This is a genomic window from Acidimicrobiales bacterium (assembly GCA_036491125.1).
In the GTDB taxonomy this organism is placed as follows: Bacteria; Actinomycetota; Acidimicrobiia; order Acidimicrobiales; family AC-9; genus AC-9.
The window spans coordinates 1-17,718 of record DASXCO010000030.1; the positions used below are offsets into that span (position 1 = coordinate 1).

Annotated in this window: 19 protein-coding genes; 11 read left to right on the forward strand and 8 right to left on the reverse strand. The window is 71.1% G+C overall.

The genetic code is table 11. The annotated features are described in order from the left end of the window. Positions 1-144 precede the first annotated feature (144 nt). A complete protein-coding gene (gene dxs, locus VGF64_02245; GenBank protein HEY1633549.1) occupies positions 145-2,055 on the forward strand; it encodes a 1-deoxy-D-xylulose-5-phosphate synthase in 1,911 nt (636 codons plus the stop codon). Positions 2,056-2,082: 27 nt separating this feature from the next. Here the strand turns inward: dxs and VGF64_02250 are convergent, their stop codons facing one another. From VGF64_02250 to VGF64_02265, 4 genes are read right to left on the reverse strand one after another with little or no spacing between them, the layout of a single operon-like run. Next, complete coding sequence (locus tag VGF64_02250) at positions 2,083-3,285, reverse strand: acetyl-CoA acetyltransferase (GenBank protein HEY1633550.1); 1,203 nt, start codon at positions 3,283-3,285, stop codon at positions 2,083-2,085. Beyond that, a complete protein-coding gene (locus tag VGF64_02255) occupies positions 3,285-4,733 on the reverse strand; it encodes an OB-fold domain-containing protein (protein ID HEY1633551.1) in 1,449 nt (482 codons plus the stop codon). Before VGF64_02255 ends, VGF64_02250 begins: the two co-directional genes overlap by 1 nt. Positions 4,734-4,744: 11 nt before the next feature. Then, a complete protein-coding gene (locus tag VGF64_02260; GenBank protein ID HEY1633552.1) occupies positions 4,745-5,443 on the reverse strand; it encodes an SOS response-associated peptidase in 699 nt (232 codons plus the stop codon). A gap of 33 nt (positions 5,444-5,476) precedes the next feature. Beyond that, entirely contained in the window at positions 5,477-6,808 is a 1,332-nt protein-coding gene (locus tag VGF64_02265; protein ID HEY1633553.1) for an adenylate/guanylate cyclase domain-containing protein, read from the reverse strand. 51 nt (positions 6,809-6,859) lie between these two features. On the opposite strand from VGF64_02265, the gene VGF64_02270 reads away from it, so the two are divergent. Then, positions 6,860-7,609 (forward strand): class I SAM-dependent methyltransferase, encoded by a 750-nt coding sequence (locus VGF64_02270; protein ID HEY1633554.1) that lies wholly within the window; start codon positions 6,860-6,862, stop codon positions 7,607-7,609. Between the two features lie 4 nt (positions 7,610-7,613). Here VGF64_02270 and VGF64_02275 read toward each other — a convergent pair whose 3' ends face one another. Further along, entirely contained in the window at positions 7,614-8,825 is a 1,212-nt protein-coding gene (locus tag VGF64_02275) for an acetyl-CoA C-acetyltransferase (GenBank protein HEY1633555.1), read from the reverse strand. Between the two features lie 105 nt (positions 8,826-8,930). After that, complete coding sequence (locus tag VGF64_02280) at positions 8,931-9,950, reverse strand: acyl-CoA desaturase (GenBank protein ID HEY1633556.1); 1,020 nt, start codon at positions 9,948-9,950, stop codon at positions 8,931-8,933. 104 nt (positions 9,951-10,054) lie between these two features. Here VGF64_02280 and VGF64_02285 point away from each other — a divergent pair, with 104 nt between their 5' ends. After that, a complete protein-coding gene (locus VGF64_02285; protein HEY1633557.1) occupies positions 10,055-10,780 on the forward strand; it encodes an alpha/beta fold hydrolase in 726 nt (241 codons plus the stop codon). Here VGF64_02285 and VGF64_02290 read toward each other — a convergent pair. After that, positions 10,777-11,403, reverse strand: a complete 627-nt coding sequence (locus VGF64_02290; GenBank protein ID HEY1633558.1) for a DNA-3-methyladenine glycosylase I — start codon at positions 11,401-11,403, stop codon at positions 10,777-10,779. The two genes, VGF64_02285 and VGF64_02290, sit on opposite strands and share 4 nt — an antisense overlap. Positions 11,404-11,451: 48 nt before the next feature. On the opposite strand from VGF64_02290, the gene VGF64_02295 reads away from it, so the two are divergent. From VGF64_02295 to VGF64_02325, 7 genes are all read left to right on the forward strand, one after another. Beyond that, positions 11,452-11,907: a flavodoxin gene (locus VGF64_02295; GenBank protein HEY1633559.1), complete on the forward strand. Its 456-nt coding sequence runs from the start codon at positions 11,452-11,454 to the stop codon at positions 11,905-11,907. Between the two features lie 73 nt (positions 11,908-11,980). Continuing rightward, entirely contained in the window at positions 11,981-12,913 is a 933-nt protein-coding gene (locus VGF64_02300; protein HEY1633560.1) for a DUF5666 domain-containing protein, read from the forward strand. A gap of 142 nt (positions 12,914-13,055) precedes the next feature. Next, positions 13,056-13,616, forward strand: a complete 561-nt coding sequence (locus VGF64_02305; protein ID HEY1633561.1) for a TIGR03086 family metal-binding protein — start codon at positions 13,056-13,058, stop codon at positions 13,614-13,616. Between the two features lie 15 nt (positions 13,617-13,631). Further along, positions 13,632-13,964 carry a metalloregulator ArsR/SmtB family transcription factor gene (locus tag VGF64_02310; GenBank protein ID HEY1633562.1) on the forward strand — a complete coding sequence of 111 codons (333 nt, stop codon included), beginning with the start codon at positions 13,632-13,634 and terminating at the stop codon, positions 13,962-13,964. After that, complete coding sequence (locus VGF64_02315) at positions 13,936-14,409, forward strand: SRPBCC domain-containing protein (GenBank protein HEY1633563.1); 474 nt, start codon at positions 13,936-13,938, stop codon at positions 14,407-14,409. The genes VGF64_02310 and VGF64_02315 overlap by 29 nt, the downstream gene beginning before the upstream one ends. Before the next feature lie 26 nt (positions 14,410-14,435). Continuing rightward, the gene (locus tag VGF64_02320) at positions 14,436-15,056 is read left to right on the forward strand and encodes a DUF2461 domain-containing protein (GenBank protein HEY1633564.1); all 621 of its coding nucleotides are present in this window, start codon (positions 14,436-14,438) and stop codon (positions 15,054-15,056) included. A 71-nt stretch (positions 15,057-15,127) separates the two neighbouring features. Next, positions 15,128-15,475 carry a VOC family protein gene (locus VGF64_02325; GenBank protein ID HEY1633565.1) on the forward strand — a complete coding sequence of 116 codons (348 nt, stop codon included), beginning with the start codon at positions 15,128-15,130 and terminating at the stop codon, positions 15,473-15,475. Positions 15,476-15,502: 27 nt separating this feature from the next. Here VGF64_02325 and VGF64_02330 read toward each other — a convergent pair whose 3' ends face one another. Beyond that, positions 15,503-16,396 (reverse strand): maleylpyruvate isomerase family mycothiol-dependent enzyme, encoded by an 894-nt coding sequence (locus tag VGF64_02330; protein HEY1633566.1) that lies wholly within the window; start codon positions 16,394-16,396, stop codon positions 15,503-15,505. A gap of 78 nt (positions 16,397-16,474) precedes the next feature. On the opposite strand from VGF64_02330, the gene VGF64_02335 reads away from it, so the two are divergent. After that, positions 16,475-17,718, forward strand: a 1,244-nt coding sequence (locus VGF64_02335; GenBank protein ID HEY1633567.1) for a hypothetical protein, incomplete at its 3' end; no start/stop codon positions are given.

Genomic DNA, 17,718 nt, shown 5'->3' on the forward strand with positions numbered 1-17,718 from the left:
CCCGTCACCGAGGAGGCGCGGGCCCGCCTGGTCGACCTGGCCCACTTCGTGGCCGATCGCGACCGCTAGGAGACCCCGCCGCGCGGGGCGCAACCGCCTGCTGCGAGGTTCCGATAGCTTTGGGCACGGAGGTTCACGGCGCCGATGATCCTGGATAACGTCAACAGCCCGAAGGACCTGCGGGTGCTCGACCAGTCCGAGCTCGCCCAGCTGGCCGACGAGATCCGTGCCTTCGTGGTGGAGGCCGTGTCGGCCACGGGCGGCCACCTGGGCTCGAACCTGGGGGCGGTCGAGCTCACCCTCGCCGTCCACCGCGTCTTCGACTCGCCACGTGACGTGATCCTGTGGGACACCGGTCACCAGGCCTACGTCCACAAGCTCGTGACCGGGCGGCGCGACGGCTTCGCCCAGCTCCGCCAGGCCGGGGGCCTGTCGGGGTACCCCTCGCGCCGGGAGTCCGAGCACGACTGGGTCGAGAACAGCCACGCCTCCACCATCCTCAGCTACGCCCACGGCATCTCGACCGCGCTCGACCTGGGCGCACAGGGCGACGACGCCGACCGCCGGGTGGTGGCGATCGTCGGCGACGGGGCGCTCACCGGGGGGATGGCCTACGAGGCGCTCAACAACCTGGGCCACAGCGGGCGCCGCGTGGTGATCGTCCTCAACGACAACGGCCGGTCCTACGCCCCCACCGTGTCGCACCTGTCGGAGAGCCTGACCCGGCTGCGGCTCAACCCCTCCTACGTCCAGGCCCGCAACCGCGTCAAGCAGTTCCTGCGGGACGTGCCCGCCATCGGCGGCCTGGCCTACACGAGCGCACAGGGTCTGACGGCGGCGATGCGCGAGGTCATCGAGCCGCACGTGTTCTTCGAATCGCTCGGTGTGCGCTACACCGGTCCCCTCGACGGCCACGACATCGAGGTCATGGAACAGGCCCTGGGGCACGCCGCCGAGTGGGACGGACCCATCGTGGTCCACGTCCTCACGCACAAGGGCAAGGGCTACGCCCCCGCCGAGGACGACCAGGTGCAACGCCTGCACGATCTCAAGGTGCGCCCGGCCAGCGCCGGCCCCGCGGGCGACGGGGACGCGCCCATCCAGTGCACCGACGCCTTCACCCAGGCCATGGTCGAGATCGGTGAGGACCACCCGAGCGTCGTGGCCATCACCGCGGCCATGCCCGGGCCGACCGGGCTCCTGCCGTTCCAGTCCAAGTTCCCTGACCGGTGCTTCGACGTCGGGATCGCCGAGCAGCACGCGGTGACGGCGGCGGCGGGCATGGCGATGATGGGCCTGCGACCCGTGGTGGCCGTCTACTCGACCTTCCTGTGCCGCGCCTTCGACCAGGCCAACCTGGACGTGGGCCTCCACGGGCTCCCGGTGGTCTTCGCCCTCGACCGGGCCGGCATCACCGGGGACGACGGCCCGTCGCATCATGGCGTGCTGGATCTGGCCCTCACCCTGGCCATCCCCGGCATGACCGTCTTCGCGCCCTCGTCGGCCCAGGAGATGCCCGTCATGCTGCGGACGGCCCTGGAGCTCGACGGCCCCGCCTCCATCCGGTACCCGAAGGGGCCCGCCCTCCAGGTCGACCCGGCCAGCGTGGGCTCGGGCACCTCGGCCCGCAAGGTCCGCCAGGGCGACGGCACCGTGTGCCTCCTCGCCGTGGGCAAGATGCTGGCCGCCGCCGAGCAGGCAGCCGACGAGCTCGCGGCCGAGGGCATCGGCGCCACCATCTGGGACGTGCGGGTGGTGAAGCCGCCCGACCCGGCGATGCTCACCGACGCCGCCGGGCACGGGGTGGTCGTCACCATCGAGGATGGCATCCGGGTCGGCGGGGCGGGCGCCTTCCTGGTCGACGCCATGGCCTCCCTGGACGAGACGCGACGCATCCCGCCCGTGCTCGTGCTCGGTATCCCCGTCGCCTACATCCCCCAGGGGAAGCCCGCCCAGATCCTCGCCGACCTCGACCTCGACGGGCGGGGCATCGCGGCGTCTGTCCGCAAGGTGCTGGAGACGAGTCAGGCGACCGCTCGGTTCGACCTGGACTGATCCCCCAGCCGCCCCGTCAGATAGAGCTCAGGCGCTGGGCTCGCTACCCACCACGCTGACGAAGCTGACGCATTCGCCGGGCGAGCCGCCCAGGTTGTGGGTGAGCCCCAGGGTGCGGCCGCGGTCCAGCGCCGCGACCCGGCGCTCGGCCGGAGCCTCGCCCCGCAGCTGAAGCCAGCACTCGAACAGCATGCGCAACCCCGAGGCCCCGATGGGGTGGCCGAAGCTCTTGAGGCCGCCGTCGGGGTTGACCGCCAGCTCCCCGTCGAGATCGAAGGTGCCGGCCAGCACCTCCTTCCACGCTGAGCCGCGCTCGGCGAAGCCCAGGTCCTCCATGAGCACCAGCTCGGTCGGCGTGAAGCAGTCGTGGACCTCCGCCATGGCCAGCTCGGCCCGGGGGTCGGTGATCCCGGCCTGGCGGTAGGCGTCGGCCGCCGAGCGCACGACCTCCTCGAACGTCGTGTAGTCGTAGCCGGGGTCGATGGGACCGGCGGCAGGGCCGGCGGCAAAGGAGAGCGCCTTCACGTACAGCGGGTTGTCGCAGTAGCGGTGGGCGTCCTCGGCCCGCACGATCACCGCCGCAGCCGAGCCGTCGCTCACCCCCGAGCAGTCGAAGATGCCGAGGGGGCCGGCCACGATGGGCGAGCAGGCGATGTCCTCCTTGGGCACCTCCTTGCGGAACTGGGCACGGGGGTTGCGGGCTCCGTTGTGGTGGTTCTTCCACGCGATGCGGGTGAAGACGTCCTTGAGCTCGGCCTGGTCGACCCCGTACTTGTGGGCGTAGGCCGGCGACAGGAGGCTGAACAGAGCGGGAGCGGTCAGGCTGGCGGCGGTGCCATCGTCCACCGGCCTGGCCGTGACCAGGCCCGAGAAGCCCGAGTCCTTGAGCTTCTCCACCCCGATGGCCATGGCCGTGTCGTAGGCACCGGAGGCCACCGCGTAACAGGCATTGCGGAATGCCTCCGAGCCCGTGGCGCACATGTTCTCCAGCCGGCTGACGGGCCGGTAGTCGAGCTTGAGGGGGCGCGACAGGGTGAGCCCGCTGATGCCCGAGCCCATGGTGCCGAGCCAGAAGGCGTCGATGTCGTCGATCTTGACCCCCGCCGATCCGATGGCGTCGTTGGCCGCGTCGACGAGCAGGTGGTCGGCTCCCTTGTCCCAGTGCTCGCCGAACGGCGTGCACCCCATCCCCACGATGGCGACGCGATCACGGATCCCGTTCGATGCCATCAGCCCTGTACCTCCTCTTGGGTCGCCCGCACCGGGCGGGCCTTCCAGAAGTAATTGTGCACCCCGTTGGCGGTGAACAGCCGCCGGAACGTCATCTCCACGCGGTCACCGATGGCGACCGCCTCAGGGTCCACGTCCGTCAGCTCGCAGCGGAATCGGCCGCCTCCGTCGAAGTCGACCACCGCGGCCACCACCGGGGGGCTCAGCGAGAATGCCAGGCGATCGACGGTGAAGGTCGCCACCGTGGCGGGGACGTCTGCGAGGCGCTCGGGCACCATGTGATCCACGGCGCGGCAGTGCACGCACACCCTGGTGGGCGGCAGGTGGCGCGTACCGCACGCGGTGCAGCGCGATCCCGTGAAGCCGAGCTTCCAAGCCTCCGAGCGGAACGACGGCGGCGCCGCGGGCGCTTCGGGATCGGGTCGGCGGGGAGGCTCCCGCACCAGCTGCCCCCGCCAGGTCAGGAACGACGTGTAGGACAGGCCTGGGCGCCCGGACTCGATCTGCTCGGCCAGCGTGCCGGCCCGGCGGGTGGAGGCGTACTCCGTGAGGGCGTCCGTGGTGCGGAACAGGCGCACGTCGGCCCCGTCGGCCAGGGTCACCAGGGCGACGATCTGGCCCGGCGCGGCGCGGTCGAGTGCGGCGGCGAGCATGAGGCCGGGCTGGGCGGCGCCGGCGTTGCCGATGGACGGCGTGAGGTCCGGCGCCACCGCTTCGCGACGCACGCCGGAGACGGCGAGGAAACGGCGGGCGGCCCGGCTGTGCGTGCCGGTCACGAGGAGGTGGTCGATCTCTTCCGCGGTGATGCCCGCATCCTTCAGGGCGTGGGTGAACGCGGCTTCGGCCAGTGGCAGGTAGGCGTGCTCTCCGAAGCGCTCCTCCCAGACCTGTGAGGCGGTCTGACCCGGGGTGCGCCACCGGTCGCGGAACTCGGCGGTGGAGGAGGTGGCGGCCATCGGCTCGGCCAGCACCGGCAGCCCGGCCTCGCCGGGGCCGATGAGCAAGGCCACCGCACCGTCGCCACCGTCGCGCTCGTCGGCGCCTCCTGCCAGCCCGGTGCGCACATCAGAGGCGACCACCAGGACCGGGCCGGTGGAGGCGTCCAGGGCCAGCCCGAGCGCAGCGACCGCAGAGCGCACCGAGCCGTTGAGGTCCGCAGCCACGGCCCCGGGATCGAGGCCGAGGGCGGCGTGCACGGCGGTGGCATTGGTCTTGTCGAGGTAGGGCGGCGACGTGGTCGACACGTAGAGGGCCTCTGGGCGGGTGCCCGAGGGGGCCGATCGCAGCGCCAGCCGGGCCGCCTCGACCGCCATCGACGTGCTGTCCTCGTCGTAGGAGGCGACCGCCCGGCTCCCTCGACCACCAGGGCCGCCCAGGGCGGCGCCGATCTCCGAGCGCTCCAGGCGGTTGTAGGGCACGTAGGCCCCGTAAGCGAGAATGCCTCCCATGCCGGGGCACCCTACCCGCGCTGGTCGGCTGGGAGGATCTCGACCAGCTCGGGGCCGTCGTTCCGGGCGCTGTTGACGGCGGTCGACACGGGACGACGCTCCAGCATGTCGTCGGCGGCCGGCACGAGCAGGGCGCGGGCACCTCGGACGTCCAGGGCGTCGCGGTCCAGCCATCCCGCCCAGGCGGCTTCGGGCAGGACCACGGGCATCCGGTCGTGGAGCGGGGCCACGACGGCGTTGGCCTTCGTGGTGATGATGGTGCAGGTTCGCAGCCATCGACCCTCGCCATCACGCCAGGCGTCCCACAGCCCGGCGAGGGCGAGTGGCCGGCCGTCGGCGGGCCCGATGAAGAACGGCTGCTTCACGTCGCCCGGCTCGGCGGCCGCTCGCCACTCGTAGAAGCCGTCGGCGGGGACGATGCACCGGCGCCGGGCGAACGGCTCGCGGAAGACCCCGTTGGTGGCCACCGTCTCCGCCCGGGCGTTGATGTGGCGCGCACCTCCGCCCGGGTTGTCGGCCCACGACGGCACCAACCCCCAGCGCAGGGTGCCCAGCCGTCGCGACCCCTGGCGCGAGCGGGCCACGGCGTAGACATCGGCGGTCGGAGCGACGTTCCAGCTGGGCAGGCGGTCGTCCACCACGACCTCGTCCACGACGAAACGCTCGGCGAGCACCGAGGGCGGGGTGGCAGCCACAAATCGTCCGCACATGACGCCTAGGAGGCTAGAAGCTGCGGGTCGGTCTCATGTCGCCGCCAGCAGCTGCCAGCTCCCTGGCACACCCTTGAGCTCGTGCTGACCTCGGTCGGCGAAGTCGATGCCCGACCCGGCCACGAGATCACGCACCGTGCTGGTGACGAGCACCTCGCCCGCGCCGGCCAGGGCCGCCACCCGGGCGCCGATGTGCACGGCGATGCCGGCCAGGTCATCGCCGCGCTGTTCGCACTCGCCAGTGTGCAGCCCGCTGCGTATCTCGAGCCCCAGGCCCGTGGCCTCGCTGGCGATCGCCTGCGAGCAGCGGATGGCGCGGGCTGGGCCATCGAAGGCGGCCAGGAATCCGTCGCCCGTGGTGTTGACCGCCTCGCCGTTGAAGCGGTCGAGCTTGCGGCGGACGGCGTCGTAGTGAACGTCCAGGACCTCCTTCCAGCGGCGATCGCCCAGCTCCGCGGCCCGCTCCGTCGAGCCCACGATGTCGGTGAAGAGCACCGTCTTGAGCACCCGCTCGCCGCCGCGGCGCGCTGGAGAGCCGGTGACCAGCTCTTCGATCGGATCGATGATGGCGTCGACATCGCCCACCCACCACCAGTGATCTTCGCCGGGCAGCTCCAGGTACCTCGCCCCCGCGATGTGCTCGGCGTAGTACCGGCCGTGGTTGACGTCCATCACCCGATCGTCGGTGCGGTGGATGACGAGGGTGGGCACCGACACGGTTGAAAGCACCGGACGGATATCGAGCTCGGCGTTCATCGCAAACAGCGTGGCCATGGCGGAGGGCGTGCCGGTGTACTGCTCGACCCGCCCCACCCACTCCCGGGCCAACTGGTCACCGGCCAGGCTCGGCGCGAAATGGGACTCGCCCGAAAGGCCGCTGCCCCAGTAGTGCTCCACGTAGTCGAGCTGGTTGCGCCCGTCCTCCTCGGTGTACCCCCACGGGAAGTCCGGCGATGCCGACCACCGGACCACGGCGCCGACGAGCACGAGCGACGACACCCGCTCGGGATAGGTCGCGGCGAACAGCGACGTGATCGGACCTGCCTCCGACCCACCGAACAGCGCGGCGCGCTCCGAGCCCACCGCGTCCATCACCACCTTGACGTCGTCCATGCGCTCTTCGAGGGTCGGCACCCCAGTCACCCGGTCCGACAGTCCCGTCCCCCGCTTGTCGAGCAGGATCAGCCGGGCGAACGAGGCGAGCCTCGTCCAGAACCTGGCGAGCGGAGGGAACTCCCACGAGCACTCCATCAGCGCGAGACCGGGCGGCACGACGACGAGGTCGAGCGGGCCGTCACCCACCACCTGGTAGGCGATGTCGAGATCTCCGCTCTTGGCGTACCGCGTGCGCGGTCTCTCGGGCATCTGCACCCTCCCCGGACACCAGCGTAGGCCGACGCGTGTGAGGATGAGACCGTGACCGTCCACCCCCGCGCCGTTGTCGGCTTCGGTCGGGCCGCGGACGCCTACGAGCGGGCGCGGCCCGACTACCCCGCGGCGGCGGTGGCGTGGCTCCGGGACCGGCTGGCCCTCGGGCCGGGACGCACGGTCGTCGATCTCGCGGCCGGGACCGGCAAGCTCACCCGCCTGCTGCTGCCGACCGGCGCCCGTGTGATCGCCGTGGAGCCGGTGGCCGAGATGCGCGCTGCCCTGGCCCGCGCGGTACCAGCGGCCGAGACCCTGGACGGCACCGCGGAAGCCATTCCCCTGCCCGACGGCGCAGCCGACGCGGTGACGGTCGCCCAGGCGTTCCACTGGTTCAGCACTCGGGAGGCGCTGGCCGAGATCCATCGCGTCCTGCGACCCGACGGCTGCCTCGCCCTGGTGTGGAACCGCCGCGACCTCGACGACCCGCTGCAGCACGCCCTGAACCAGATGATCACCCCGCACCGCGGCGACGCACCCAGCCACCGCAGCGGCCGGTGGGAGTCAGCCTTCGAGACGACCGAGCTGTTCGGGCCCCTCGAGGAGCGCCTCGTCCCTCATCACCAGGAGCTCGACCGCTCAGGGCTGGTCGACCGGGTGATGTCGACCAGCGTGATGGCCGCACTTCCGGACGCCGATCGAAGCGCCGCGATCGCCGATATCGAGGGGCTGGCCGCCCAGCAGACGGAGCCGGTCCGGATGTCCTACACGACCGAGATCTACCTCTACGGCCGGCGCTGACGCGTCAGCCGAGGCGCTCGACGACCATGGCCATGCCCTGGCCGCCGCCGACGCACATGGTCTCCAGGCCCACGCTCTTGTCGGCGTCCTCGAGGCCGTTCAGCAGCGTCGTCATGATGCGGGCGCCGGTCATCCCGAAGGGGTGCCCGAGCGCGATGGCGCCCCCGTTCACGTTGACCTTGTCCCACTCGACGCCGAGTGTCCTGGTGACGGGGACGACCTGGGCGGCGAAGGCCTCGTTGAGCTCCACCAGGTCGACGTCGTCGATGGTCATCCCTGCCCGCCGCAGCGCCTGGCGGCTGGCCTCGATGGGGCCGAGGCCCATGATCTCGGGGTTCAGGGCGCTGACTCCGCTGGACACGATGCGCGCAAGGGGCTGGATCCCGAGCTCGGCGGCCCGGGTGTCGCTCATCACGACCACGGCGGCGGCGCCGTCGTTCAGCGGGCACGAGTTGCCGGCGGTGACCTTGCCGTCGGGCCGGAAGGCCGGCTGCAAGGTGGCCAGCTTCTCGACCGTCGTCCCCGGGCGGGGACCGTCGTCCCTGGCGACCACGGTCCCGTCCGGCCGGGTCACGGGTGTGATCTCCCGCTCGAAGAAGCCGTTCTCCTGGGAGGTCACGGCCCGCTGCTGGGAGAGCGCGGCGAAGGTGTCCATCTCCTCCCGCGAGACGTTCTCGAGCTCGGCCACGTTCTCGGCCGTCTGCCCCATCGCGATGTAGATGTCCGGAAGCCCGTCGGCTGGCTTCCACGACTCCACCCCGCCCTGGGACCGCGCTGCGGTGCGGTCCCCGGCCTCGCCGAAGCGTTGGTTGGTCGTGTCGGGCAGGCTGTCGGAGTTGCCCTTGACGAAACGACTGACCATCTCGACGCCAGCGGCCAGGAAGACGTCCCCCTCGCCGGCCCGGATGGCATGGGCCGCCATGCGGATCGTCTGCAGCGACGACGAGCAGTAGCGGGTGATGGTCGTGCCCGGCACGTCGGGCAGGCCGGCGAGGAGGCTCACCACCCGGGCCATGTTGTAGCCCTGCTCGCCGCCCGGTAGGCCGCACCCCAGCATCAGGTCCTCGATCTCGGCGGGGTCGAGCTCGGGCACCTTGCCCAGCACGGTCTGGACGATCGTCGCCGTGATGTCGTCGGGGCGGAAGTCGACCAGCGTCCCCTTGAACGCTCGGCCGATCGGCGTACGGGCGGTGGCGACGATCACGGGCTCGGGCATGACAGCTCCTCGACTCGGTCCCCCCTGTCGATCTACGGATGATACCCAGCCTCGTCGTCAGGTCCTACGGGAGCCGCTCCGGGCCGCCCGACCCCACCTGGGCGGCTACGTCAGCACCGGCTCTCGGTCCCCGTCCGCCTCAGGCCCGGCTTCGGGGCCGCCCGGCTCGCTGTCCCCCGCCCGCAATCGCGACCTCCGCCGCGAGTCGAGGCGCTCGGGACTGGGCCAGCGCACATGGGTCGCCCACCCCAGGCGCTCGAGGAGACGGATGACCCCTGCCGTGGCGTCGAGCTGGCCGCGGTCCACACCGTGGCGGGCGGAGGACGGGAAGGCGTGGTGCGCGTTGTGCCAGGACTCACCCATGCTGAGCAGGGCCAGAGGAGCGAAATTGGAGCTGTGGTCGCTCGTCTGGAACGGCTGTCGACCGAACATGTGGCACAACGAGTTGGTGCTCCAGGTGATGTGGTGCAGCACCATCATCCGCACGAGACCGCCCCACAGGAAGGCGAGGAGGGCCCCGCCAAGGGTGCCGGTGACCGCCCAGCCGATGAGGAACGGGATGACCAGGCTGGCGGCGGTCCAGATATGCGACGTCTTCGACACGATCAGCATGTCGCGGTCGGCCAGGAGGTCGGGGGCCCAACGCTCGGGCTGCGAAGGGTGGGAGTCGAAGAACCAACCGACGTGGGCGTAGACGAGGCCCTTGAGCTGAGGCCAGAAGCCGGTGCCGTAACGGAACGGCGAGTGAGGATCGCCCTCCTGCTCGGTATGGGCGTGATGCTTGCGATGTTGAGCAACCCACGTGAGCGCCGAGCCCTCCACGGCCATCGTCCCCGTCACCGCCAGGGCGATCCGCACCGCCCGGTTGGCCCGGAAGCTGCGATGGGCCAGGAGGCGGTGGAACCCGATGGTGACGCCCAGGCAGGTGACGACGTACATCACGACGGCGATGCCGACGTCCAGACCGCTGATGCCTCGCCCCCACAGGCTGGCCACGGCGAAGCCGAGCGCCACCAGCGGACCGACCACCAGGACGGCGGCGCTGACCTGTTGGACACGTGAGACATGCGCTGGGCCTTCGGCACGTCTGGAGGCAGCATCGACGTCGCGGGTGATCGCTGGCACGGTGCTCCTCTCGGGGTCCGCCGACCCCGGCATTGAAGGCGGCCCCTCCATCTTTTCACGCCTGGAAGCCCCGCGTGAACAGCCGTCCGGTAGGGTGCCGGCCCATGCCTCCGACCGCCCTGCGGACCTTGCTGCTGGGCGAGGGTCCGCCCGTGGTCATCCTCCACGGCTATGGCCTGTCGCCGTTCAGCTACCGCGGCACGGCGGAATTGCTCGCCTGGCGAACCCGCGTGGCCGTGCCGGCGATCTTCGCCCTGCACGGGCGGTGGTCGTACGAGCGGGCGCTGCAGGCCTTGCTCGCGACGCTCGACCGTCTCGAGCTCGATCAGGTCACCCTGATCGGGCACTCGTTCGGCGGAGGGCTCGAGCTCGGCCTGGCCGCCCGCTACCCCGAGCGGGTCGTCGAGCTGGTCTTCGCCGACACGCTCGGCATGTCCCGCGAGTGGATGCTGGCCGAGGAAGCCGTACGTCCAATGACCCTCTTCCGCCTGGCCACGCCTACGGCGGCGGTGGACTTCACCCACTCGTGGCTGAGCCATCCCATGCAGATGGTCCGCGCCGCCTGGTGGGGGTTCGTGAGCGACCGGCGTCAGGAGGTGGCGACGATCGCCCGCGCCGGTCTGCCCTGCCACGTGCTGTGGGCAAACCGCGACACCCTGCTCAACCGCCAGGACGGAGCCGAGTTTGCGCGGGATCTCGGCGCCTCGTTCACGGTCGTCAACCGGCCCGCCGGGGCCGGACCCGTGGATCACGACTGGATGTACCGCTACCCGGCACTTTTCGTCGAGTACCTGGACAAGCTGGGCCTGGCCGCCCTGTCGGGGATCTAGCGGACCTGGCGCGGGCGCACCAGCGCGGCGCGGGCGGCCTCGACGGGGCCCCGCGCGTCGCAGCCCTCGAGGTGATCGTTGACCAGCCCGAGCGACTGCATGGAGGCGTAGACCGTCGTCGGGCCGACGAAGCGAAACCCGCGGCGCCGTAGCTCCCGCGACAGGTCATTCGACTCCGCCGTCACCGGCGGCACGTCGTCGACGGTGCGCGGCGGCCGGCCCGGCGCGGGCTCGTGCCGCCACACCAGGGCGGCCAGCGAGTCGCCGTCGGCATCGAGCCGCTCGACGGCGCGGGCGTTGCCGATGGCGGCATCGATCTTGCCCCGGTGGCGCACGATGCCCGCGTCCCCGAGGAGCCGGGCGACGTCCCGATCTCCGAAGCGGGCGACCGTGGGGATGTCGAACCCGGCGAAGGCTCGACGAAACTCCTCGCGCTTGCGCAGGATCGTCAGCCACGAGAGCCCGCTCTGAAAACCCTCCAGGCACAGCTTCTCGAAGATGCGCCCGTCGTCGACGACCGGACGACCCCACTCGTCGTCGTGGTAGCTCCTGTACTCGTCGGGTGTCACACCCCACGGGCACCTGGTGACGCCATCGTCGGACCTGGAGACGCCCCGCTGCACCCGCTCAGTCTCGCGTAGCGCGGCGACGACCTGAGATGCTCGTGGAGTATGCCGACCCTGCTCGTCGTCCACCACACCGCCTCCCCCTCGCTGCACTCCATGTTCGAGGCCGTCATGTCAGGTGCGACCGACCCGCGCATAGAGGACGTGGAGGTCGTGTCCCGGCCGGCGCTGACGGCGACAGCCGTCGACGTGCTGGAGGCGGACGGGTACCTCCTCGGCACGCCCGCCAACCTGGGCTACATCTCCGGCGCCCTCAAGCACTTCTTCGACCAGATCTACTACCCGTGCCTGGACGCAACCGCCCGACGTCCGTACGGCCTGTACGTGCACGGCAACAACGACACGGTCGGAGCCGTGCGGGCAGTGGAGTCGATCACCACCGGGTTGAAGTGGCGCCGGGCCCGCGAGCCGGTAACCGTGCTCGGCCAGCCCCGCCAGCAGGACCTCGAGGAGTGCTGGGAGCTGGGAGCGGCGTTGGCCGCCGGCCTCCTGCTGGCCTGACAGCGCGGAACTCTATGGGTCGACTCAGTGCTTTCTCAGGCTGCCCTAAGTTACGGCGGGCAATCTTGCCTCCATGGACCACGACCCTGCGTCCGGGGCGGACGACCATGCCCCAAAGCCCCCCGACCTGGCCTGGCCCTGGGGGCCCGAGTCAGGACAGCCCAGTGCTCCCCAGCGGCCACCCGGGCGTACGCAGGCCGGGTGGACGAAGAGGGTCGGGCTGGGAGCGGCCGCCGTCGGTCTGGCCGGCGGGGCCTTCGGGATCACCTGGGCGGTGACCTCGGGCTCGGGCAGCTCCAGCTCGGCCGCCCCGGCCGCAGCCAGCCAGTCGGCGTCGTCGGGCGATCCAGCCCAGTCGCTGGCCGATCCCGGACAGGCGGCCCCCGGTCCGGGGCCGGGAGGTCCGGGACGCTTCGGCTTCGGACTTCGAGGACCCATGGGCGGCGCGGGGCAGAACGGCCACAAGCCTGCGCCCGGCATGGCCGGCACCGTCAAGAGTGTGAGCGGACAGAACGTCACGATCCAGGACTTCATGGGCTTCACGCGGACGATCCACACCTCGTCGTCGACCACCTACACCCGGGGCGGGCAGTCGGCGGCGAGCACGGCGGTGACCAACGGGGCCCGGATCGCCGCCCAGGGCACCGTCGACAAGAACGGAACCGACCTCGACGCCTCGAAGGTGGCCGTCCTCCTGCCCACGGTGGCGGGCACCGTCCAGTCCGTCTCCGGTCAGAGCTTCGTCGTGCAGGGCATGGGCGGCGCGACGCACACGGTGACGACCACGGGCAGCACCACGTTCCACCAGCGCGGGTCGCAGGCGTCCCTCTCGGACGTCAAGCAGGGCGTCCGGATCGCGGCCATGGGCGACCGCCAATCCAACGGCGATCTCACGGCCACCTCGGTCCAGATCCTGCCCGCCGGTCCGCAGCATGCGCCCAGGGGCGCACCCCCCGCGCCCTCCGCGCCACCGGGCGACGGTACGCAGCCGGGCGGCACGACCTGACGCAGGGTTCCGAACCGGCCAGGGCCCCAGTAGCCCTCCCCCAGTGCTGGGGCCCCGGCCGGTCGGTACAGGCGAGCGCTTGACGCCTTTGTAAGAGACTGCTTACATAGCCTCACGTGAACCGACGACCGTGAGGTGGACCGTGGAGATACTGGAGCAGCTCGACGGAGCGTTCGGCTCGACCGGGAGGATTGTCGCCGGCATCCGGCCGGCCCAGCTTTCCGAGCCGACGCCCTGCAAGGAATGGGACGTACGAACCCTGCTGGGCCACATGACCGGCGTGGTCACCCGCTTCGGCTGGACGGCTCGGCGGGAGAGCCCGCCCGAGGACGCGCCGACCGACGAGGTCGCCGACGACTTCGCCGCCGCGTACCGCGCCACAGCCGCGTCGACTCTCGCCGCCTGGGCGGCACCACACGCGCTGGAGGGAACGTGCCGGCTGCCGATCGGCATGGAGCTGCCGGCGCCGGTCGCCGCCGGGGTCAACGTCACCGACACCCTGGTGCACGGCTGGGACCTGGCCAGGGCGACCGGGCAGGCATTGACCATCGACCCAACGCTGGCGTCCGCAGTCCTCGAGTTCTGCCGGTCGGCGATCACCGACGACATCCGCCAGCACGGAGCCTTCGGTCCGATCGTTCCCGTCGCTGACGACGGGTCGCCGTGCGACCAGCTCGTCGGCTTCCTCGGTCGCCAGCCCTGACCCGACGTGGAGGCGGTGCTCCGGGCCCTCGCGGACCCTCGGCGCCGCGAGATCATTCGCCTCGTCCGGCGCCGCGAGCTGTCGGCAGGAGAGATCGCCGCTCGTTTCGACGTCAGCCGTCCCGCCATCTCACAGCACATCACCATCCTGCGCGAAGCGGGCCTGCTCACCGAGCGGCGGGACGGCACGCGGCGCCTCTACCGGGCCCGCCCCGAGGCCCTGGCCGGCGTGCGGTCGTTCGTGGAGGAATTCTGGGTGGACCATCTCGACCGCCTCAAGCAAGCCGCCGAACAAGAAGCCGCCGAGCAGGAGGAGACCGATGCCCGACAGTCCCGACAGTCCCGATAGTGAGGCCCGCACCACGTTCACCCGCGAGCTTCACATCGATGCCCCCCGGGAGATGGTGTTCTCCTACTTCACCGACCCGGACAAGATGGCGCGCTGGATGGGGATCGAGCACCGCCTCGACCCCGTGCCGGGCGGCACCTTCCGCGTCGACATGAACGGTCGCAACGTCGCCGCAGGCCAGTTCGTCGAGGTGGAGCCCCCGGCGCGAGTCGTCTTCACGTGGGGCTGGGAGGCGAACGAGGAGCTGCCGCCAGGCTCGTCCACGGTCGACGTACGCCTGACCGCCGAGGGCGACAAGACGATCGTCCATTTCGTCCACCGGGACCTGTCGCCGGTGCAGGCGGAGCGCCATGGTGAGGGGTGGGACCACTTCCTCGCCCGGCTCGGCGTGGCCGCGACTGGCGGCGACCCCGGACCCGATCCCTACCTCGACCCGTCGCCGTGACCACTGCTCGGCTAGCGTCGGCCGTCGTGGCGTTCGGTGGGTGGCCGGCCGAAGCAATCGAGTTCTACGAGGGGCTCGAGGCGGACAACTCGAAGACCTACTGGCAGGCCCACAAGGCGGAGTACGAGCAGCTCGTGCACCAGCCCATGCAGGAGCTGCTGGCCGAGCTGGCGACCGAGTTCGGCGAAGGACGGATCATGCGTCCGTATCGGGACATTCGCTTCAGTCCCGACAAGTCGCCGTACAAGACGGCCATGGCCGCGTCGCTCGCGTCGGGCGGCTACATCCAGCTGTCGGCCGACGGTCTCGGCGCGGGATGCGGCAGGTACATGCTGGACGCAGAGCAGCTCGACCGCTACCGACGGGCGGTCGTCGAAGACCGCAGCGGCGCCCAGCTGGCCTCGATCGTCGCCGCCACGGCCAAGCGCGGGATCGAGGTGACCGCCCACGAGACGCTGAAGACCGCCCCCAGGGGATTCCCGAAGGACCATCCCCGAGCCGAGCTGCTGCGCCACAAAGGCCTGGTGACATGGAAGCGGTGGCCGGTCGGCAACTGGCTCGGCACCAGACAGGCCAAGAAGCGGGTCGTCGACTTCCTGCACGCCTCGGCGCCGCTCAACGACTGGTTGGCGACCCACGTGACGTGAGCGGGTTGGCGGGCCGGAGATCCTCGCATACAAACAAAGAGCAAGAACCAAGGACACAGGAGATTGACATCATGAGCCAGCCCGTTATCCACTTCGAGGTCCTCGGCAAGGATGCCAAGGCGCTCCAGGACTACTACAGCTCGCTGTTCGACTGGAAGATCAACGCCGACAACCCGATGAGCTACGGCATGGTCGAGCCCGGCAAGGACGGTATCGCCGGAGGTGTCGCAGCATCACAGGACGGTAAGCCGGCCGTCACGTTCTACGTGCAGGTGGCGGACCTGCAGGCGGCGCTGGACAAGGCCCAGAAGCTCGGCGGCAAGACCGCCATGCCGCCGATGGACGTGCCCGGCGGACCCTCCATCGCCCAGTTCACCGACCCGGCCGGGAACCTGATTGGTCTCGTCAAGGAGATGTGACCGGCCGAGTCGTGCTCAGGGTGAGATTCAGGGCGTGATGGACATCTTGCCGACCACCCGTCGACCGAGGGGCTCGTCGCCGGCGAACGCGACGCGGCCCGAGGCGACGGCGTGGTCGGCCGTCCATCGCCCGGTGGCCAGACAGGCGTAGGTCTCGCTGTCGGTCGAGATGCGCACCGTGGGGTCGGCCGGTGGTTCGATCGGCCGGGCCCGGCCGTCGCTCATGACCACGGCGACGCGGCGCGTCTCTGACGCCGGCGGCCCCGCCAGCTCGAGCACGAGGGTCGTGCCGTCGGGGGGACCGACCCGCTTGCCGACGACGTAGCCGAACGAGGAGACGAGCCGGTCGAGCGCCGCCTCGGGTGCCGGTCCGTCGAGGTGGCCCGGACGTCCGAGGGCGCGTCGGATGTCCTGCTCGTGTGTCCAGCAGTCCATGACCCTCACGTCCATGAACGTGGCGTACGGCACCTCGCCCACCGGGCTCGGGGTGCTCGCCTCCAGCTCCTCGTCGGTCATGGCCTCGAGGGCGGCGACCCGGGCGGCCGTCACCTCCTCGAACTCGGCCAGGACCTTGTCGCCGGGCACCTGGCGCCGGGCGTCGACCCACGCCTCGTTCATCTGGCCCATGGGGTTGTGGACATGCGGCAGGCCGGCGGGAGCAGGGTCGGGCGACGGCCGTCCGAGGAGCACCGACTCGGTGCCGATGACGTGGGCCAGCTGGTCCCGCACCGTCCAACCGGGGCAGTCGGTGATCGTGTCCCACTGCTCGGGGCTCAGGTCCTCGCAGGCGGCGGCTGTCGATCGCCACACCTGGGCGAGCTGGTCGATGGGCGCTCTGTCGGGCATGCCGGGATTCTCGCCCCGCTCGGCGGCCTTTGACAACGGCGTCGGTCCCTCCTGGCCGAGGACCTCGAAGGGCACCACTGGACGTTTCGCCCAGGCTCGCCCCCGCGATGCTCGCGTAGGAAGCTGGGGGTCGGGGGACGAACTACTCAATTCGTGCAGGCGAGGATTCTGGCGGCGGCGTTGGTGGTGACCGGTTCGCTCTCGTCGCTGGCGGTGCCGAGCGTGGCCGGCGCCGCGGGCGCCGCGGGCGCCCCCACCTTCGAGCCCCGGCCGTGGACGCCTCAGACGGAAGCGCAGGACTTCTCCAAGGTGGAGGAGCGCCAGACGATCTACGACACGCCCGGCTACCAGGCCCTGCTGCGGACGATCGGCACCCAGAACGAGGTGGCGACCGAGCTCGAGCAGGTCAACGATCCCGGGCGTCTCTTCCAGGCCGACCTCTGCGGACGGGGCGAGGACGGCTGCACTGGCGACGCCCGTCTCTACGCCTGGCAGACGAGCGGCTACGGGATCGTGCAGCCTGTCTACTTCACCGCCCGAGACGGGGCCACGATCTCCGGGCACGTGTGGGCCACCCGCGCCGGGCCCGCCCAGCGTCCGGGCATCGTGATCGCCGACGGCTCGGTGCAGGCCGACGAGCAGCTCTACTGGTACGCGGCGCAGGCCCTGGCCAAGGCCGGCTACGTGGTGCTCACCTGGGACGAGCAGGGTCAGGGTCAGAGCGACACCTTCGGAGAGGCGCCCGACCAGGGCGAGGGCTTCCCGGCCCAGACCGACGGTCGGCCCTTCTTCGACGGCACCGAGGACGCCGTCAACTTCTTCCTCTCCACGCCGACGAGGCCCTACCAGCCGGTGTCGAGCTGCACGACCGGCACCAGCCACGGTCCCAAGCAGGCGGCGCGGGTCGAGCAGGGCCTCGACAACGCCTACAACCCCTTCTCGGCGATCCTCGACCCCAACCGGCTCGGGCTCGCCGGGCATTCATACGGGGCCGGCGGCGTCTCCTACATCGGGCAGTGGGACCCGCGGGTGAAGGCGATCGTGGCTTGGGACAACCTCGGCGCTCCCGCGCCGAACGCCAGCTTCGGGCCGAGCGGCGGCCCCATCGAGCAGCCGTGCCCGTCGAACCCGGCGGCGCGTACGGTGCCCCCGATCACCAAGCCAGCGCTGGGTCTCTCGGCCGACTACGGCTTGCCGCCGCTACCGAACACCTCACAGCCGCAGCCCACAGCGAAGACGACCGAGTCGCTCGCGTACAGCAAGGCGGGTGTGGACACGGGCGAGCTGATCATCCGGGGTGGGAGCCATCTGGACTTCAGCTTCATCCCCAACGCCGCCTTCGGCGCGTCGCTGCGGGGCGCCGACCTGATCGACTGGTACACCACGGCCTGGTTCGA

Bases quoted from the DNA above. Each gene is read 5' to 3' on its own strand.
- VGF64_02300 (HEY1633560.1), top strand. From the start codon at position 11,981: ATGGACCACGACCCTGCGTCCGGGGCGGACGACCATGCCCCAAAGCCC.
- VGF64_02260 (HEY1633552.1), bottom strand. From the start codon at position 5,443: ATGTGCGGACGATTTGTGGCTGCCACCCCGCCCTCGGTGCTCGCCGAG.
- VGF64_02285 (HEY1633557.1), top strand. From the start codon at position 10,055: ATGCCTCCGACCGCCCTGCGGACCTTGCTGCTGGGCGAGGGTCCGCCC.
- VGF64_02250 (HEY1633550.1), bottom strand. From the start codon at position 3,285: ATGGCATCGAACGGGATCCGTGATCGCGTCGCCATCGTGGGGATGGGG.
- dxs (HEY1633549.1), top strand. From the start codon at position 145: ATGATCCTGGATAACGTCAACAGCCCGAAGGACCTGCGGGTGCTCGAC.
- VGF64_02315 (HEY1633563.1), top strand. From the start codon at position 13,936: ATGCCCGACAGTCCCGACAGTCCCGATAGTGAGGCCCGCACCACGTTC.
- VGF64_02325 (HEY1633565.1), top strand. From the start codon at position 15,128: ATGAGCCAGCCCGTTATCCACTTCGAGGTCCTCGGCAAGGATGCCAAG.
- VGF64_02265 (HEY1633553.1), bottom strand. From the start codon at position 6,808: ATGCCCGAGAGACCGCGCACGCGGTACGCCAAGAGCGGAGATCTCGAC.
- VGF64_02255 (HEY1633551.1), bottom strand. From the start codon at position 4,733: ATGGGAGGCATTCTCGCTTACGGGGCCTACGTGCCCTACAACCGCCTG.
- VGF64_02275 (HEY1633555.1), bottom strand. From the start codon at position 8,825: ATGCCCGAGCCCGTGATCGTCGCCACCGCCCGTACGCCGATCGGCCGA.
- VGF64_02295 (HEY1633559.1), top strand. From the start codon at position 11,452: ATGCCGACCCTGCTCGTCGTCCACCACACCGCCTCCCCCTCGCTGCAC.